This is a genomic window from Comamonas testosteroni, from assembly GCF_000761245.1.
Classification (GTDB): domain Bacteria; phylum Pseudomonadota; class Gammaproteobacteria; order Burkholderiales; family Burkholderiaceae_C; genus Comamonas; species Comamonas testosteroni_C.
In genome coordinates this window covers 14,320-30,287 of sequence record NZ_AWOR01000021.1, presented here as the reverse complement: position 1 = coordinate 30,287, position 15,968 = coordinate 14,320, and the positions used below count along the sequence as shown (strand labels likewise).

The following is a 15,968-nucleotide window of genomic DNA, read 5'->3' as shown; positions in this document are numbered from 1 at the left end:
GGTTTTTACTTCACAGCGTCGGGCGGCATCTGCGGCTGGGTTCTTGCCGCGGGCCAGACCAGACCCAATACAAACACGCGTCCCATATAAGGCAGCAGGCCACCTTCGTTCAATGCAGGTGTGACCCGTTGGCGGTAAATGCGCTCATGCAGCCCGCTCAGTTCGGACCAGTGGGCATGCGGGCATTCATGGTGCGCGGTGTGCAGGCCAATATTAAAAAGCAGGGGGTTGACCAGGCCTTCAAAGTTGCGCGCGTAGTTCAGCTCGATACCCGGAGTATTGCGCTGTGCTCTGGTCAGTGGTCGGCCATCGGCGTGGGCATGCTGCAGATAGTTGGTGGCCAGCAGCCAGTGCAGGCCGTGCAGCTGGGGGACGATGATGAAGATCAACGCCTTTTGCCAGTCCAGCCAGAGAAAAAAGCTCCAGCTGCCCAGCCACAACGCGTATTGCCCCATGCAGTAGCGAAAGGCTCCAGGCCAGCGACGGCGCAGGTTGTTCAGCCAGCGAAAGAACAGCGGATACAGCACGAAAGCCGCCTGAATCGGATGAAGCAGATAGCCCCACAGATGATTGGTATCGCCACCCCACTCAGGCCGGTAGGTGCGTGCCAGATCGCGCGGTCCATGGCGAAATCGATGGTGATTGGCCACATGGGCGGGCCAGAACACAAAGGTGGGGTGACCCTGAAGCAGGGTCAGCCAGTAATCGGTGAAGCGGTTGGTCCAGCGCCCCCACCACATGCGCACATGGGTGTGGTTGTGGTGAATCACACCTACGCCCAAGGTCAGAAACAGCTCGATGCTGTAGAGAATGACGCTGAAGCCATGCCTCCATTGCCACCACACGAGCAGCGGCAGCAGGAGCATGTAGAAGACGGATTGCCAGTCCCGCCAGTGGCGCAGGACTGGATACCGGCGCTGGCCTGGGTGCCTGCTCATTCAGTGACTGGAGCTTTTGGGGGTGTTGTCTGCGACCCGTGTGCGCATGAGCTGGTCCATGAAGGCCAGCGCAAAGCCATAGTTGCCTGCCGGGCGCGCATGGTGCAGATGGTGACGGCGGCTGGCGGCCAGTGGATGGGAGTCGGGGACTGAGGGGAAAAAATCGTAGTTGGAGTGGCCGATCAGGTTCAGGATCAGGCTCAACACCGGCACAGAGGCCAGCGACCAGAAATAGAAGTCATGCACCAGCATGGGCAGCAAGATGATGTTGCCCAGCATCAGCGCCTCGATGGGGTGAAAACTGTAGGTGGACCAGGGCGTGGTCACCACGGAGCGATGATGATCACCGTGATAGCGCACCAGGCGGCGTGTGTGCAGCAGGCGGTGGTTGATCCAGAAGTGCACATCGTTCCAGATCAGCAGCGCAAAGATCTCCACAGCGATGCGTCCAGCACTGGCTGTGGGCGAGAGCTGGGCCCAGCCCAGTTGCAGAAAGCCCCAGGGAACGACCATGCCTATGCCGAAGATCAGTATGGAATTAAAGGACTGGCGCCATTCACGTTGCAACTGGTCGGGCTTGAGCGGACGTGTATCCAGCGGCCTGCCAATACCTGCGCGGGCAAGAGATGCCGTCAGAGCGCCCATGAGCAGGCCGCCCAGCAGATAAATACCCCCGAAAAAAACCAGGCCCAATGCCATGACTTGCCAGGCATTGAGCTGCGTGAACCAGGTACCAGCGTCCATGAAGACTCCAAAAGCGGTGGCGCTGCCCTAGATGCAACAATGCGCCCGACGGCATAGCGTAAACCCATGCCTGTCGGGCGCATGATAAAGGACGCCGCAGTAGCGCTCGTTGATACCCGGAGTAGCTTCAGCGTGTGGGATGGAGGAAAACTGGCGCACGCCATGTGCGTGACAGCGAGCAGGCGCTGCCGTGCAGCGAGGCTGTCGTCCACCCTCGGGTGGGAGCCGCAAGGCGGCTCAGGGGGAGTGTTTACTGCGCGGTGATGCCCTGCTCGCGAATGATGGTGCCCAGCGCCTTCACATCCTGCTGGATGCGGTTGCTCAGGCCTTCGGGCGAGCTGCCGACGGCTTGCCAGCCTTGCATGGACAGCTTCTGGCGCATCTCGGGCGTACGCACGATCTCGCTGACGGCGGCCGCCAGCTTGTCCACATGGGCCTTGGGCATGGACCTGGGCGCAGCCACGGCGTTCCAGATTTCCAGATCAAAGTTGTTGACGCCGAGCTCTTTGAGGCTGGGAAGGCCGGGAGCCAGCGGGCTGCGTGCTGCAGAGGTCACTCCGATGCCGTGCAACTTGCCGGCCTGAATCTGTGCCATTGCCAGTGCCGGAGGGAGCATGGACAGCTTCAAGTCGCCGCCCTGAATGCCGTTGAACACTTGGGGGTAGCCGGTATAGGGCACATGCACGGCCTTGATTGCCGAGCGACTCTTGAGCAGTTCCATGCCCAGATGGCCCACGGTACCGACACCGGGCGAGCCATAGCTCCATTTGTCGCCAGCCTTGGCGGCCGCTTCCATAAAGGCCTTGCCTTGTGGGGCCGACGCAGGGGCCACCAGCACCAGAGGAGCCACGCCGATCAGGCTCACGGGCTGCAGGTCCTTGATGGGGTCATAGCGCACGGCAGGGTTGAGCATCTTGGCAATGGTCATATTGCCGTTGATCATCACGCTGAAGGTGTAGCCATCAGCCTTGGCGACATATTCGCCGGCGATATTGCCGCCAGCACCCACGCGGTTTTCCACGATGATGGTCTGACCCAGCTTCTTCTCCAATGGCTCGGCCAATGCGCGGGCTGTCAGGTCAGGCGAAGAGCCTGCGGGGAAGCCCACGATCAGGTGCAGGGGCTTGTCGGGCCAGTTGTCGGCTGCCAGGACGGCCGGAGCCATTGCTGTCACCACGATGGCGACTCCTGCTGCAGCCAGGCTGCGGCGGGACAGGTTCTTCAAGATGCGCGAAGTGTGAATAGGCATGGCAGGTCTCTTTTGAATTTTTGAGGGGTGATCGCTGTGCATGAAAACATGCATCGATTCCGAAAAATAAAAAACCCGGAAATTATCCGGGTTTGAGGTTCAGCATTTCAGCCTTTTAAGGCCTTGGTGCGCAAGCTGGCGTTTACGCAAACTCGGCCAGCGCTTTTTTCATCTTTTTCATGGCGGCTACTTCAATCTGGCGAATGCGCTCGGCGCTCACTCCATATTCGGCAGCCAGCTCATGCAGCGTCATGCCGCCGGAGCCGTCGTCATTGACCTTGAGCCAGCGCTCTTCAACGATGCGGCGGCTGCGGTCATCCAGGCCTTCCAGAGCCATGACCAGACCGTCGGTCGCCAGATGATCGCGCTGGCGCGATTCGAGCATGGCTGTAGGCTCGTGGCTGGCATCTGCCAGGTAGGCGATGGGGCCGAAGGCTTGTTCTCCGTCATCACTGGGAGAGGGATCCAGCAGCACATCGCCACCGGCCAGACGGGTTTCCATCTCGATGACTTCCTCACGCTTGACGTTGAGCTTGGCAGCGACCGCGTCAATTTCGTTCGAGGTCAGGGTCTCGCGCAGGGCCAGCTCTTCGTCCGCCATGGCGGCATCGGACTTCAGCTCATGCTTCATCGAGCGCAGATTGAAGAACAGCTTGCGCTGGGCCTTGGTCGTGGCGACCTTGACCATGCGCCAGTTCTTCAGAATGTATTCGTGGATTTCCGCCTTGATCCAGTGCATGGCGTAGCTGACCAGACGCACGCCCTGATCGGGGTCGAAGCGTTTGACAGCCTTCATCAGGCCCACATTGCCTTCCTGAATCAGGTCGCCGTGAGGCAGGCCATAACCCAGGTACTGGCGCGAGATGGAGACGACCAGACGCAGGTGGGACATCACCAGACGCCCGGCGGCGTCCAGATCATTGTGTTCTTTGAGCTTGCGAGCGTAGTCCTGCTCTTCCTCAAGGGTGAGCATTGGCATACGATTGACCGCCGAGATATAGGCATCCAGGTTGCCCAGCGGAGGTACCAGCGCCCAGGGGTTCGCGGGCGCCAAGGCAGTAGCAATGGAGCCGGAGGCAGTTTTCATTGCAGGTTTCCTTTCTTCCATGATCTTCATATTAGCACTCCGTTAGAGAGAGTGCTAAAGACAAAGTTCCCACAGCTTTTGTTGGTTTTTGGCGGCGCAGGCGGCTCGTATCGATCAGCGGAGAATTTTTCGCATTCCCATCGCCCCTCCTTTTCCCTGCATCTGGAGCAGCGCTCTAGCTGGAATGAGAGGCCAGGTTGTACAGGCTAGTTCTGATTAATGCCTCCAATTCCTTGGCCGCCGAGCTTCGAGGTGCGTGGCGGCGCATCACTATGCCCAAGGGACGTTGAATGCCAGGGGGCGACAAAGGAATCTGCGAAAGGCGGCCAGCTTGTAACAGCGATACGGCCGTTTCGGGCAGTGCGCTGATGCCCAGACCAGCACTGACCAAGGCTCCGATAGTTGCAATGTGGTCAACTTCAAAGACAGGAGCGAAATAAAGCCCTTTTGAGAGCAGATCCGTATCAATGTACTGGCGGACGCTGGCAGAGCTGGGCATGGAGACATGCGGATAGTCCAGAGTGGCCTCGATCGGGACGGGACCTGCCTGCTTGGATAGAGGGTGGTCATCAGGACAGATCAGAAGGAACTGGTCCTCCGTCAATTGCTCATATGCGAGGTCTTCTTGCTTGGGGTCGGCTGCAGTGAGTGCAAAGTCGACCTTGCCATCACGAACGAGATCAAAAGCAGGGCCTGAAAGAGTATCAAGCAAGGACAGGCGTACCCCAGGGTGAATCCGCGTGAATTCAGCAAAGACCTTTGGCAGCAGCGAGGCGGCCAAAGAGGGAAGTGCGGCAACAGCCACCGAGCCTGTTCTGAGCTGGACGGTGTCCGTCACGGCGCGCAAGGCGCGCTGCGTATCGCGCAAGATATCCTGGGCATGGGCGACAAAGACATGGCCGGCATCGGTCAGCTCGACAGCGCGAGTGGTGCGCTCGAACAGTCTTGCACCGATCTGTGCTTCTACACGCGCAATCAAGGCCGACAGCGCAGACTGCGAGAGGTGAACCTGGAGGGCGGCCTGGCCGAAGCTCTTGGTCTGGCTCAGGGCTACTACCGCTCTCAGGTCTTTGGTTGATAGGTTGGCTTGCACCACCGCAGTATAGGTAGCGGAGCTGCAGCATCCTGAAGCTCCGCTATCTTCGCTTATTCAGCCTTGATGTCGCTGTCTTTGATCAATCTGGCCCACTTGGCGTACTCGGCGTTGATGATCTTGGCCGACTCGTCCGGCGTGCTGTAGGTGGCAATAGTGCCCTGGGCGAGCATGGAGTCCTTGACATCCTGCTTGGACAGAATCACTTTCAGTGCGGAGTTGATCTTCTGAATGACTGCACCTGGAGTTCCTGCAGGAGCCGAGAGTGCAAACATGGAACTGACCTGCATGTCTGGAAATCCAGCTTCCACGACAGTAGCGATGTCTGGAATCGAGGCAACGCGTTCTTTGGTCGTTGTGGCCAGAGCCCGGAGCTTGCCTGCCTTGATCTGACTTTGTGCAGCAGGGACGGTGTCAATCATTGCATTGACCTGACCGCCGAGCAGATCGGAAAGAGCGGGTCCGCTGCCTTTGTAGGGCACATGAACGACTTCAACCTGTGTCTGACGCTTGAACATCTCGATCGAGAGATGCTGAGGCGAGCCATTGCCTGCGGATGCAAACGTGACGCTGCCGGGGCTGGCCTTGGCAAGGGCTACCAGTTCCTTGACGGATTTCGCCTGAACATTGGGGTTGACCACAAATACCAGCGGAACGGTGCCTACGACCGAGATGTGAGAGAAGCTCTTGTGGATGTCAAAAGGAGTCGCAGCAGGCGTCAGCGCTGCATTGATGGTGTGGCTTGTGAATGCCCCCATCAGCAGGGTGTAGCCATCGGCGGGTGATTTGGCGACTTGACCTGCGCCAAGGCTACCGCCAGCTCCGGCGCGATTGTCGACGACGAACTGCTGCCCAAGCGCGTCTGAAAGCTGCTTGGCAAGAACGCGGCCGATGACATCTGTCGCTCCGCCTGGAGCATAGGGAACCACAAGCCTCACGGGCTTGTTGGGGTAATCAGTTTGTGCACTGGCTGCTCCCGATGCGCCCGATGCAGCGAGGACTGTTGCAACCAGGCTAAGGAGCTTGCGGCAGCGCATGCCCGGATTGGCGAGTTGTGTGGGTTTCATGAAGTCTCCTTTAGGGTTTTCAGGTATGCGCTTTCTTGTTTGAGCGCTCGATTTTTCTTTTAATCAATAATATTATTAATAATCAGTGCATCAACAATGGTTAACCCTCCCATGACGAACAAGCCAGACCAGCAAGCCACGATTCATCCGGAAGCCGCTTCGAGCGGAATTTCCAAAGGACTCACCAACTACGGTGATCGCGGCTTCTCTCTTTTTTTGCGCAAGGCCTTCATCAAAGGGGCGGGCTATACCGACAAGGCTCTGGACAGACCTGTGATCGGTATCACGAACACAGGCAGCTCCTACAACCCTTGTCACGGAAACATGCCGCAATTGATCGAGGCAGTGAAGCGCGGCATCCTGATGGCAGGTGGCCTGCCCATGGACTTCCCGACCATCTCGCTGCACGAGAGCTTTTCGCAGCCGACCAGCATGTATCTGCGCAACCTCATGTCCATGGACACGGAGGAGATGCTGCGAGCTCAGCCCATGGATGCGGTCGTGCTGATCGGGGGGTGTGACAAGACAGTGCCGGCGCAGCTGATGGGCGCGGCTTCGGTCGGTCTGCCGGCGGTTCAACTGGTGACCGGCTCCATGCTCACTGGATCGCACCGAAGCGAAAGAGTGGGGGCCTGCACCGATTGCCGGCGTTACTGGGGCAGATTCCGTGCCGAGGAAATTGACGCGGAGGAAATTTCCGACGTCAACAATCAACTCGTCGCCAGTGTCGGAACCTGCTCGGTGGCCGGCACTGCCAGCACGATGGCCTGCATTGCAGAGGCTCTGGGGATTGGCATTCCTGGCAGTGCAACCCCTCCAGCGGTCACTGCCGACCGCATCCGCATTGCGGAGCGATCCGGTGAGGTGGCCGTGCACATGGCGCGTACAGGGTTGAGCATTGACAAGATTCTCACGCCTGCTGCCTTCGAAAACGCCATGCGCGTGCTGCTGGCCATGGGAGGCTCGACCAATGCCATCGTGCATCTGGCCGCGATCGCGGGTCGCCTGGGCTACGAGCTCGATCTCAAGGCCTTGGACGTCATGAGCCGCAATACTCCCGTGTTGCTCGATCTCAAGCCTTCCGGCGACCACTACATGGAGGACTTTCATGCAGCCGGCGGCATGCACACCCTGCTTCGAGAGCTCAAGCCCCTGCTGCATCTGGATGCTCTGACCGTGACGGGGCGCACCCTGGGCGAGGAGCTGGAGGCGGCCGGCCCCGGCTTCAAGCAGCATGTGGTCAAGACTTTGGATGCCCCCTTGTATCCACAGGGAGGCATTGCCGTGCTGCACGGCAATCTTGCTCCGGGAGGCGCCATCATCAAGCAGTCCGCAGCGAACCCCGAGCTGATGGAGCATGAGGGCCGAGCCGTTGTCTTCGAGAATGCAGAGGACCTGGCCGCGCGTATCGACTCGCCCGAGCTTGATGTGCGGGCCGAGGATGTGCTGGTGCTCAAGAATATCGGCCCCAAAGCAGCGGCGATGCCGGAAGCGGGTTACCTGCCCATTCCCAAGAAACTCGCCGCTCAAGGCGTGAAAGACATGGTGCGCGTCTCCGATGGCCGTATGAGCGGCACCGCTTTCGGCACCATCGTCCTGCATGTGACGCCAGAGGCGGCGATTGGCGGACCATTGGCCTGGGTGCAAACCGGAGACCGAATTCGCCTGTCGGTGCGCGAGCGCTGTATTGAATGGCTGGTCAGCGATGAAGAGCTGGCTATGCGTCAGAATGCCAAGCCTGTTCAAGTTCCTGTAGCAGAGCGTGGTTACGCGCATCTGTTCAAGAAAACTGTTTTGCAGGCTGATCGTGGCGCAGACTTTGATTTCTTGACCGCGACGCAGCGCAAGGGTTCGATTCCAAGGAGTTAAGTTCATATGCCGACGGGCGCTTTTGCCAAGGAGCGCCGTCCATCCGAGGACGGTGCATCCGTGATTGCCGCGACATTGGAGGAAGACATTGTTCTGGGCCTCTTGGCTCCCAGAGTGCGTCTTGTCGAAGATGAGCTGATGGAAAGGTTCGCAGCCAAACGACATGTGGTGCGAGACGCATTGGCTCAACTGGAAAGTGCTGGCCTGCTTGAGCGCAGGCGCAACATTGGTTCCATGGTGAGGGCTTTCAGCAGGGAGGAAGTCATTCATCTCTACGAAATGAGAGAACTGCTCGAGCTGGAGGCGATGCGCAGAATTGCGCTGCCTCTGCATCGTGACGCCCTGGAGCAGCTCAGGCGCATTCAGGCCGGGCATGACGCAGCCATCCAGCAACAGGACCCGCGCGGCATTTTTCGGACCAACCAGGAGTTTCATCGGCTTTTGTTTGCTCAATGCGGCAATGTTTTCTTGTCGCAATCCATCGAAGACTTCGCGCGCCAAACGCATGCGATTCGATTTGGAACGCTGATGTCCAGAGAGCGTCAGCTGCAATCCCAAAAGGAGCATCACGAGTTGCTGGCAGTCTTGGGGCAGGGAGAGGGATCGCGGGAGCGCCTGATCCGCCTGACGGCAGAGCATCTGGTGCCTCCAAGAGATCACTACTTGAAGACCCAAGAGGCTCTGCTGCCTTGAAGTGCTGATCAGTTCAGGAACAGGCTTCGAATATCGTGAGCCGTGGCCAGCGGGCGGCCCAGTGCGGCGGCCCCCTGGCAAACCTGGGCGACCAAGGCGGCATTGCTTGCTGCGGGCTCGCCGCTTTTCAGAAACAGGTTGTTCTCGAAGCCGACGCGCGCATGGCCTCCCAGGCTTGCCGCAGCCATCGCGCATGCATTTTCCTGAGGGCCGAAGGCGCACATCGCCCATGGATAGACATCGTCATGGGCATTCAGGAACGGCAGCAGATCGATGGGTGAAGAGGTCTGGCCCGCCGAGTAGCGACCCAGCACAAACAGCAGAGACCATTTGTTTTGCGGAATGACCTCGCTTGCAAGCAGGCGCTGCCAGGCCTGCACGTCCGCCACGTCATACAGGATGACCTGGGTCATCACATTGCTCTGCTTGAGCCATGTGAAGAAGGAGCGGATATCCGCCTCGGGAACTTCAGGTTTGAGTATTTCGCGCAAGCCGACAGAGATCGCTTCTGGCGCCGTTTCCCGTGCGACCCGCATCTGCTCGTAGGGCTGGTAGACCTGAGCCGCTTCAGTGGTGACCTGAACCACCAGCTCCTGGCCCACCGCTTTGCGCACAGCAGCAGTGGCTTCAATATAGGCGTGGGCATCGAGCAAATGCTTGCCGTCAGGCTTGCGTACATGCATATGAATCATGGACGCCCCGGAGTCCAGGCATTCCTTGGCGGTCTTTGCCAGATCGGCAGCAGTCAATGGAACCTCAGGGTGCTGCTCCCTGGTCTTGTAGGCTCCGTTGGGGGCAACGGTGATGATCAGAGGTGTATTCATCATGCGTTCCTCTTATTGCTCGGCAGCGTCGCCCACGGAAGGCAATTCGCTCTTGAGAAGCTCCAGACCTGCCAGCAGCGTCTTCTGATAGCGCTGCTTCTCCTGCGCGATGCTCTCGGGAGTCCACTTGAAAAAACCTTCTCCGGACTTCATGCCGAATTTGCCTTCAGCCACTCTTTGCGAAAGGCATGGGCTTGGCTCCTTGTTGGCCGCCAGCGATGGATACATCGTCGCACCGGCGGCGCAGTGGACTTCCAGACCTGCATGGTCGCGTTGAAGCACGGGCCCCGCTGCAAGAAAGCGAAAACCGAAGCCAAAGCGCACGGCTGAATCCACGTCTTCGGCTGATGCAATGCCCGCTTCAATCAGTGCAAAAGCCTCGCGAGCCAGCGCGTGTTGAAGACGGTTCGCCAAAAAGCCTGGCAAGTCCTTCTTGACCAGCACCGGCACCATGCCGCACTGGCGCATGAAAGCATGAAGGTTCTCTGCACATTCCATGCGGGATGCCTCGCCGCACACTACCTCAACAAGAGGCGTCAGGTGTGCAGGCATGAAAAAGTGCAGACCCAACATTCGTTGCTGCGTTGCCAGGCCTTGTGCAATTGCGGTGATGGGGAAGCTCGAGCTATTGCTGGCCAGCAATGCATCTTTGCGCGCGCGCTGCTCAAGTTGCTTGAAAAGCGCTTGCTTGATGTCCAGACGCTCCGGGATGCATTCGATCACAAGATCCACAGAGCTCCAGTCGAGGTCGTCCAATGACGAGACGACGGACAGTTGGGCAAGCTGCTGCGCCGCGCCCAGCTGTATCAATCCCTCACGGACCCGTTCAGGGACTTTGGCAGCCTGATCACGATTGGACTCGACAACAGTCGTTCTGCACGCTCCGCGGCAAAGGACAACCGCGACATCGGCTCCCATCGTTCCGCCGCCAATAACCACAGCATGTGAACGCGAGGGACGGAAAAAGTGCCCAGGCGCACTGAAAATCTTTTGCTCCAACGGATGTCTCCAAGTTCTATGAGTCTTGGAGGAAGTCTGGATGGTTTCGATAAATTTGTTAAACAAATTTATTGGGATAAATATCCTGATTTTTAAATATATTGCAATCTGACTCTTCTATCCGTGAAGAGCCGCCGACACGATTGAGCAAATCGCAGGCGGTGCAAAAGTACCGCAGTCTTTGATCGACTTGGAGCGTGCTATGAATTTGCCACGGCAACGCATTGAGCCGCTATGCCGCACACTGGCACCCACGTGGACGCTGCCTGGAGTGCTGCACTGACCAAGAATAGAAGCAAGGTGCGTGGTGAAGAGATGCACCAGAGCTGGAAAGGCAAGCAGTGGTACTTCGGCATGGATGCTGATTCTGGCCTGGTGCACACAGGAGGTGGCACGGCCGCCAATGTCGGCGAGGTTGTCGAGGCCTGCAGCTTGCTATAGAGCAAGGAAAGAGCAAGGAAATCGATGTCCATGGCAATGCAGGCAACCAAGTTGCGGATCAGCGAGCAGATTCTTGCCCATCGGCATGGAGCGCCATAAAAGTCACCGGGCTGTCCTGCGACCCGAAAAGATCACAAAGCTGCCCAGTGCCAGCAGCCACACGGCGATGGCGGCATAGAGCATTACGCCGCCAAAGCTGTGTACCAGTGCCTCGCGGGCAATATCTGTGAGTGCCTGTGGCGAAGTGGCGGCGCCAGCGCCTGCCTGCAGGGCGTACAGGGCTTGCAGGTTGCCAGAGACAATGCCGTTGGCCATCTCGCGCAGCGCTGCAGCATCTACGGGTTCATGCAATGCGGTTTGCAGGTGCTGTTGCACGCCGTGCACCAGCAGGAAACCCATCAGCGCGATATTGATCGACAGCGTAATCATGCGGGCACTCATGTCGATGCCGGACGCCATGCCGGCGCGTGCGCTGGAGACTGCTGCCGTGGTGGTATTGGTCACCGGGGTGTTGGTGATGCCCAGCCCTGCGCCGGCAATCAGGCAGCCCGGCAGCACGTAAAGCCAGTGGCTGTGGGCGAGCTGGCTGCCAGCGAGCATCAGCATGAATCCAAGACCGATGGCGAATAACCCCAGCGGAATGGCGATACGCGGGCCATAGCGCATGGCGATGCGTTCTCCAACCACCGGGAACACCAGCGTGGGAAGGGTGTAGGCTAGCAGCGAGACGCCGGCGGCCGTGACATCCTGACCTAGCGCACTTTGAAAATAGATGGGCAAGTAGATGATGAACGCCCAGAAGCTGAAGTTCATGCCCATGGAGCCCAGCAGCGCACCGGAGAAATTGCGCACCCGAAAGACGGAGAAGTCGAACATGGGATGCTGGGCACGCAGTTCCACCCACACAAAGGTCGCAAAACTCAGCAGACCCACAGCCATGGCGGCCAGCGCAGACATGCTGCCAAAACCGGTATCGGAGCCCTGCGTCACAAAGAAGGCCAGGCCGAATACTGCGAGGGACAGCGTGACGATGCCCGCAACATCCAGCGCGCCGGCCTTGGGGTCATGCGATTCCTGCACGGCGATGGTGGCCAGAAAGAAAGTCAGTGTGGCAATCAGCACGTGTACCCAGAACACCCAGCGCCAGTCCGAGAGGGCGACGATCATGCCGCCAATCAGCGGGCCAAAGCCCAAGCCTATGCCGAGCATGACCCCCCAGGTGCTGAAGGCGCGGCTGCGCTCGGCGCCTTGCGGAAATTGATGCGAGAGGACGGCTACCAGGCAGATCAGCATGGCGCCGCCGCTGGCCCCCTGACACACGCGGCTGGCAATCAGCATCGGTGTGTTCCATGCCAGGCCGCACAGCAGCGATGAAAACGCAAAGAGGACTATGGAGATCAGAAAGACCCGCTTGCGGCCAAACCGGTCTGCCAGTGTCCCGGTGGCCATGAGCACCGAGACGCAGGCGATGGTGTAGGCATTCATGATCCATTGAATGTCTTTGAAGTCACTGTGCAGAACGGACTCCAGCGTGGGCAAGATGATAGGCACGCTGGAGATTTCAAGGCTGAACATCAGTGCGGCCAGACAGACCGATAGCAGCGCAATGCGATTGCGCCGGGTCGGTGCCGGCTCCAGGCTGCTGGTGTTCAAGAGATCAACATCATTCGAGGACATGGTTGCGCACTCCGGAAAAGAGAAACGGCGTTCTGGCGCAGAACGTTCAACGCGAGTCTATGGGAATAAAATTCTTAAATTTACGCATTTATTTCCCATCATTGGGGAGCTAAAGGATCCAATCGACATGACTGTGCAAGACCCTCTGGAAGGAGTCTCCACCTTTGTGCAGGTGGTGGAAGCGGGCGGCTTCACTGCTGCAGCCAAGCGGCTTGGCGTGACGCGCTCTGCTGTGGGAAAGGCTGTTGCCAGGCTGGAGGCACGTCTGGGCTCGCGGCTACTGCAGCGCAATACGCGTACCCAGACCTTGACTGCGGAAGGGCAGATCTACTACGAGCGCTGCACCCGTGCACTCAAGGAGCTGGAGGCAGCCGAGGCGGATCTGGACAGTGGCCGCATGGAGCCCATCGGCCGCCTGCGGGTCAGCGTGCCAGAAGGCTTTGGGCAGCTGTGCGTGGCGCCAATACTGCTGAATCTGACGCGTCTATATCCGCAGCTGAGCATCGATCTGTCGTTTGGCGACCGTACAGTGGATCTGATCGAGGAGGGATTTGACCTGGCCATACGCATAGGCCCGCTACAAGACAGCGGCACCTTGTCTGCGCGTCTGCTGGGAACACAGCACATCAGCATCGGAGCTTCCCCGGCCTATCTGGCACGCCACGGCACGCCCGGCAAACTGGAGGAACTCGATGGTCATGCGGTCATCAGTTACTCGCACTCGGGTGTCGTTGCTCCGTGGGATGTTTCGCCAGTTGCTGGGCGAGGCGGCAGCTCGGATTACCGCCTGCAGGTGCGCTCCCAGATCAGCATGGACGATATACAGGCCATTGCCGCTGCTGCTGTGGCGGGCTATGGCATTGCCTGGGTCCCCTGCTGGTTGCTGAGCAGCTATGCCAAGCGTGGCGAGCTGGTACACATCTTGCCCGCTTATCGGGCCCGCTCTTACGAGATCCATGCACTCTGGCCACAGGCACGGCAATTACGTTGCAAGTTGCGGGTGGCCATTGACGCGCTGGTGGCCGAGATTCCGGCTTTGCTGAATCCTGAGGATGATGCGGTGGCAAAAAATGGCAATTCAATCCTTTCTCGGTAAGGGCTGCGTTTTCCCACTAGCGAAGCATGACCCGGGCGGATGTGTTTGAGTCGCAGAAGGATCACAGTGAATGAAATGCTTCGAAGTGGTCCTCACGACGAGACGCGGAATTTCGCTTGATTGATGCCAATATCCGTTTGACAACTAGGCTGTCGCATCCAGCTGCGCTCAATCGGCGGCTGAGCCTGCTGGAGGCAGGGATGATTGGGCCGCTGCCTGCTCTGCATCCCAAACAAGCCATTGAGCATGTTGTCCATGCATGGCATTCATCTCAATGGCTTGCTCCCACTTCTTGCTGGCTCACTGACCGGTCAGCGAGCGAGAAAGTCTTGAACCATATTGTTGAAGACTTCGGCGTGCTCCCACTGTGCCCAATGGCCGCACTGACTGAACACGTGGAATTCCGAATTGGGAATGCCCCATAGCAGGCGCAGGCCGATGTCCAGGGGTACGAAGCGGTCGTCACGCCCCAGATGATCAAGGTCTTGGCCTTGATCTCCGGTAGGCGCAGACCGTAGTCGCTGAATTGCTTCGGGTTGATCTGGGCGCTCTTGACGAAGTTTTCCAGGTGATCGCGGCGGGCCAGGATATTGCTCAGGCGCTGCTGATAAAGCTCTTCGGTCAGGTTACTGGTGTCGTACACAAACACATTCATCATGCGCTTGAGGTTCTCCACCATGGAGTCGCGGTACAGCGCACCGATGAGCTTGATGCCCTCGGCGGGCATGGGTACGAGGGCGCTGAGTCCGCCGGTGGCGCCGCCCATGAGGATGAACTTGCCCACCATCTCGGGATTGGCCAGCGCAAAGCCCACGGCGCTATGACCGCCCATGGAGTGGCCGATGAGATGCCCCCTGGAGATGTCCTGCGCGTCCAGCACCACCTTGAGACAGCTGCGTTCAGATCCGAACGCGAGCCTGTGCTGACAATGGTGTCGCTTTTGCTCCAGCCGGGGCAGTCCAGCAAAATGACACGGTATCGCGCGTCCACCAGCGGCTCGATATTGCGGTGGAAGTTGGCCCAGCCGCTGGCGCCTGGTCCCGAGCCGTGCAGCATGATCACGACTTCGCTACCAGAGCCGACATCGTTGTAGTGCAGCCTCAGGGGCTGTCCCGCTTCAGTGATCGTGACAAAGCGGTTGGTGGAGGCTTTCGTGTTGGGGGCGTTCATAAATGACTCCATGAAGGCGGCAGCCACGGATGGCCCACCGCGAAGAGGGTGAAAAGATCAGAAGGAGGCGGCTTCGCGTTGCCTCAGCAGGTCCAGGGCGACGTCGACAATGGCAGCTGATGTTGATATCAGACATTGAGCGCAGCAAAGACAAATTCGACAGTTGATAGATGACGAGCGATCTAAAAAAGCGGCTCAGTTTCAAGTGCGTCGAAGTTCCGAGTAGAAGCAGGTCTACCGAGGCGCTGTCTCTTTGGAGGCGCTAGAGAAAAAATCCCGAGGGACTGCCGCCATCTAGAACATCAGTTTCGGGGGAGCAGTCTGTGCAGCTCGGCGAGGCGTAGGCTTTATTGTTTTATGAATGAGATTCATTCTCAATCATGGATACAATCCACGCCTTCATCATGCCCAGCGATCCTCAAAGCACTTTCATTGCCCACCGCCGGGAATTGCTGGCCTGGCTTACCTACCGCGTGCACGATATGCATGTGGCTCAGGACATGTTGCAGGAAATTTTCCTGCGCTTCATCGAAGTCACGGCGGCAGCACCGGTACAGGACGCCCGAGCGTATCTGTTCCAGATGGCGCGCAACATGCTCGTGGACATGGCACGTCAGCAGGAGGTGCGCAAGACGGCAGCGGTTGCGCCAGAGGAACTGGTACACATAGCGGACACCGCGCCCGGCCCGGATCAGTCGCTGGCTGGCCGCCAGCGTCTGCTACAACTGGCTGAGGCTTTGCAGGAGCTGCCGCCACTCACGCAAGACATCTTCATGCGGGTGCGGGTGCAGGAGCAAAGTTATCAGCAGGTGGCCGAGGCGCTGGAGATCTCCACCAGCTCGGTGCAGAAGCATCTGGCGCGGGCCTTGGCCCACGCCATGGCGCGCTTGCCGCTTCACTGAAGCTTTGCAGTGTGTCAGAGCGCCAGATGCTTGCCTTGGATGAAAATTACTGGTTTGCCAATGCTTGAACGTCTTCCCATCATGCACTCCAATCGTTTGCATTCAGACAGCAGTTTTTT

Annotated in this window: 13 protein-coding genes and 3 pseudogenes; 5 read left to right on the top strand and 11 right to left on the bottom strand. The window is 58.7% G+C overall.

Annotated features, from left to right (window positions below; all coding sequences use genetic code 11):
• Positions 1–5: 5 nt before the first annotated feature.
• From P353_RS05010 to P353_RS04985, 7 genes and pseudogenes are all read right to left on the bottom strand, one after another.
• The gene (locus P353_RS05010) at positions 6–938 is read right to left on the bottom strand and encodes a fatty acid desaturase (RefSeq protein ID WP_034366179.1); all 933 of its coding nucleotides are present in this window, start codon (positions 936–938) and stop codon (positions 6–8) included.
• Entirely contained in the window at positions 939–1,682 is a 744-nt protein-coding gene (locus P353_RS05005; protein WP_034366176.1) for a sterol desaturase family protein, read from the bottom strand.
• A gap of 250 nt (positions 1,683–1,932) precedes the next feature.
• Positions 1,933–2,931 carry a Bug family tripartite tricarboxylate transporter substrate binding protein gene (locus tag P353_RS05000; RefSeq protein ID WP_034366174.1) on the bottom strand — a complete coding sequence of 333 codons (999 nt, stop codon included), beginning with the start codon at positions 2,929–2,931 and terminating at the stop codon, positions 1,933–1,935.
• A 142-nt stretch (positions 2,932–3,073) separates the two neighbouring features.
• The gene (gene rpoH / locus P353_RS04995) at positions 3,074–4,018 is read right to left on the bottom strand and encodes an RNA polymerase sigma factor RpoH (protein WP_034366171.1); all 945 of its coding nucleotides are present in this window, start codon (positions 4,016–4,018) and stop codon (positions 3,074–3,076) included.
• Between the two features lie 175 nt (positions 4,019–4,193).
• A complete protein-coding gene (locus P353_RS04990; RefSeq protein WP_232776279.1) occupies positions 4,194–4,886 on the bottom strand; it encodes a LysR substrate-binding domain-containing protein in 693 nt (230 codons plus the stop codon).
• A gap of 87 nt (positions 4,887–4,973) precedes the next feature.
• Positions 4,974–5,111, bottom strand: a pseudogene (locus tag P353_RS29805) (helix-turn-helix domain-containing protein); the annotation flags it as partial.
• Between the two features lie 53 nt (positions 5,112–5,164).
• Positions 5,165–6,178, bottom strand: a complete 1,014-nt coding sequence (locus P353_RS04985; RefSeq protein ID WP_034366166.1) for a tripartite tricarboxylate transporter substrate binding protein — start codon at positions 6,176–6,178, stop codon at positions 5,165–5,167.
• A 111-nt stretch (positions 6,179–6,289) separates the two neighbouring features.
• On the opposite strand from P353_RS04985, the gene P353_RS04980 reads away from it, so the two are divergent.
• Positions 6,290–8,047, top strand: a complete 1,758-nt coding sequence (locus tag P353_RS04980) for an IlvD/Edd family dehydratase (protein ID WP_034366163.1) — start codon at positions 6,290–6,292, stop codon at positions 8,045–8,047.
• Positions 8,048–8,053: 6 nt separating this feature from the next.
• Entirely contained in the window at positions 8,054–8,740 is a 687-nt protein-coding gene (locus tag P353_RS04975; RefSeq protein ID WP_034366160.1) for a GntR family transcriptional regulator, read from the top strand.
• An 8-nt stretch (positions 8,741–8,748) separates the two neighbouring features.
• Here P353_RS04975 and P353_RS04970 read toward each other — a convergent pair whose 3' ends face one another.
• Both P353_RS04970 and P353_RS04965 read right to left on the bottom strand, forming a co-directional pair.
• Positions 8,749–9,564 carry a 3-keto-5-aminohexanoate cleavage protein gene (locus tag P353_RS04970; RefSeq protein ID WP_080750446.1) on the bottom strand — a complete coding sequence of 272 codons (816 nt, stop codon included), beginning with the start codon at positions 9,562–9,564 and terminating at the stop codon, positions 8,749–8,751.
• 12 nt (positions 9,565–9,576) lie between these two features.
• Positions 9,577–10,482 carry a 3-hydroxyacyl-CoA dehydrogenase family protein gene (locus P353_RS04965; protein WP_232776277.1) on the bottom strand — a complete coding sequence of 302 codons (906 nt, stop codon included), beginning with the start codon at positions 10,480–10,482 and terminating at the stop codon, positions 9,577–9,579.
• 315 nt (positions 10,483–10,797) lie between these two features.
• Between P353_RS04965 and P353_RS30300 the strand changes: the two are divergent.
• Positions 10,798–11,001: pseudogene (locus P353_RS30300) on the top strand (IS5/IS1182 family transposase); the annotation flags it as partial.
• A gap of 105 nt (positions 11,002–11,106) precedes the next feature.
• On the opposite strand, the gene P353_RS04955 reads toward P353_RS30300, so the two are convergent.
• Positions 11,107–12,681 carry an MFS transporter gene (locus P353_RS04955; protein ID WP_034366150.1) on the bottom strand — a complete coding sequence of 525 codons (1,575 nt, stop codon included), beginning with the start codon at positions 12,679–12,681 and terminating at the stop codon, positions 11,107–11,109.
• A gap of 127 nt (positions 12,682–12,808) precedes the next feature.
• Here P353_RS04955 and P353_RS04950 point away from each other — a divergent pair, with 127 nt between their 5' ends.
• Positions 12,809–13,777 carry a LysR family transcriptional regulator gene (locus P353_RS04950; protein ID WP_080750435.1) on the top strand — a complete coding sequence of 323 codons (969 nt, stop codon included), beginning with the start codon at positions 12,809–12,811 and terminating at the stop codon, positions 13,775–13,777.
• Between the two features lie 311 nt (positions 13,778–14,088).
• Here the strand turns inward: P353_RS04950 and P353_RS04945 are convergent.
• Positions 14,089–14,947, bottom strand: a pseudogene (locus tag P353_RS04945) (alpha/beta fold hydrolase).
• A 380-nt stretch (positions 14,948–15,327) separates the two neighbouring features.
• Between P353_RS04945 and P353_RS04940 the strand changes: the two are divergent.
• Positions 15,328–15,849 (top strand): RNA polymerase sigma factor, encoded by a 522-nt coding sequence (locus tag P353_RS04940; protein ID WP_052084723.1) that lies wholly within the window; start codon positions 15,328–15,330, stop codon positions 15,847–15,849.
• Positions 15,850–15,968 lie beyond the last annotated feature (119 nt).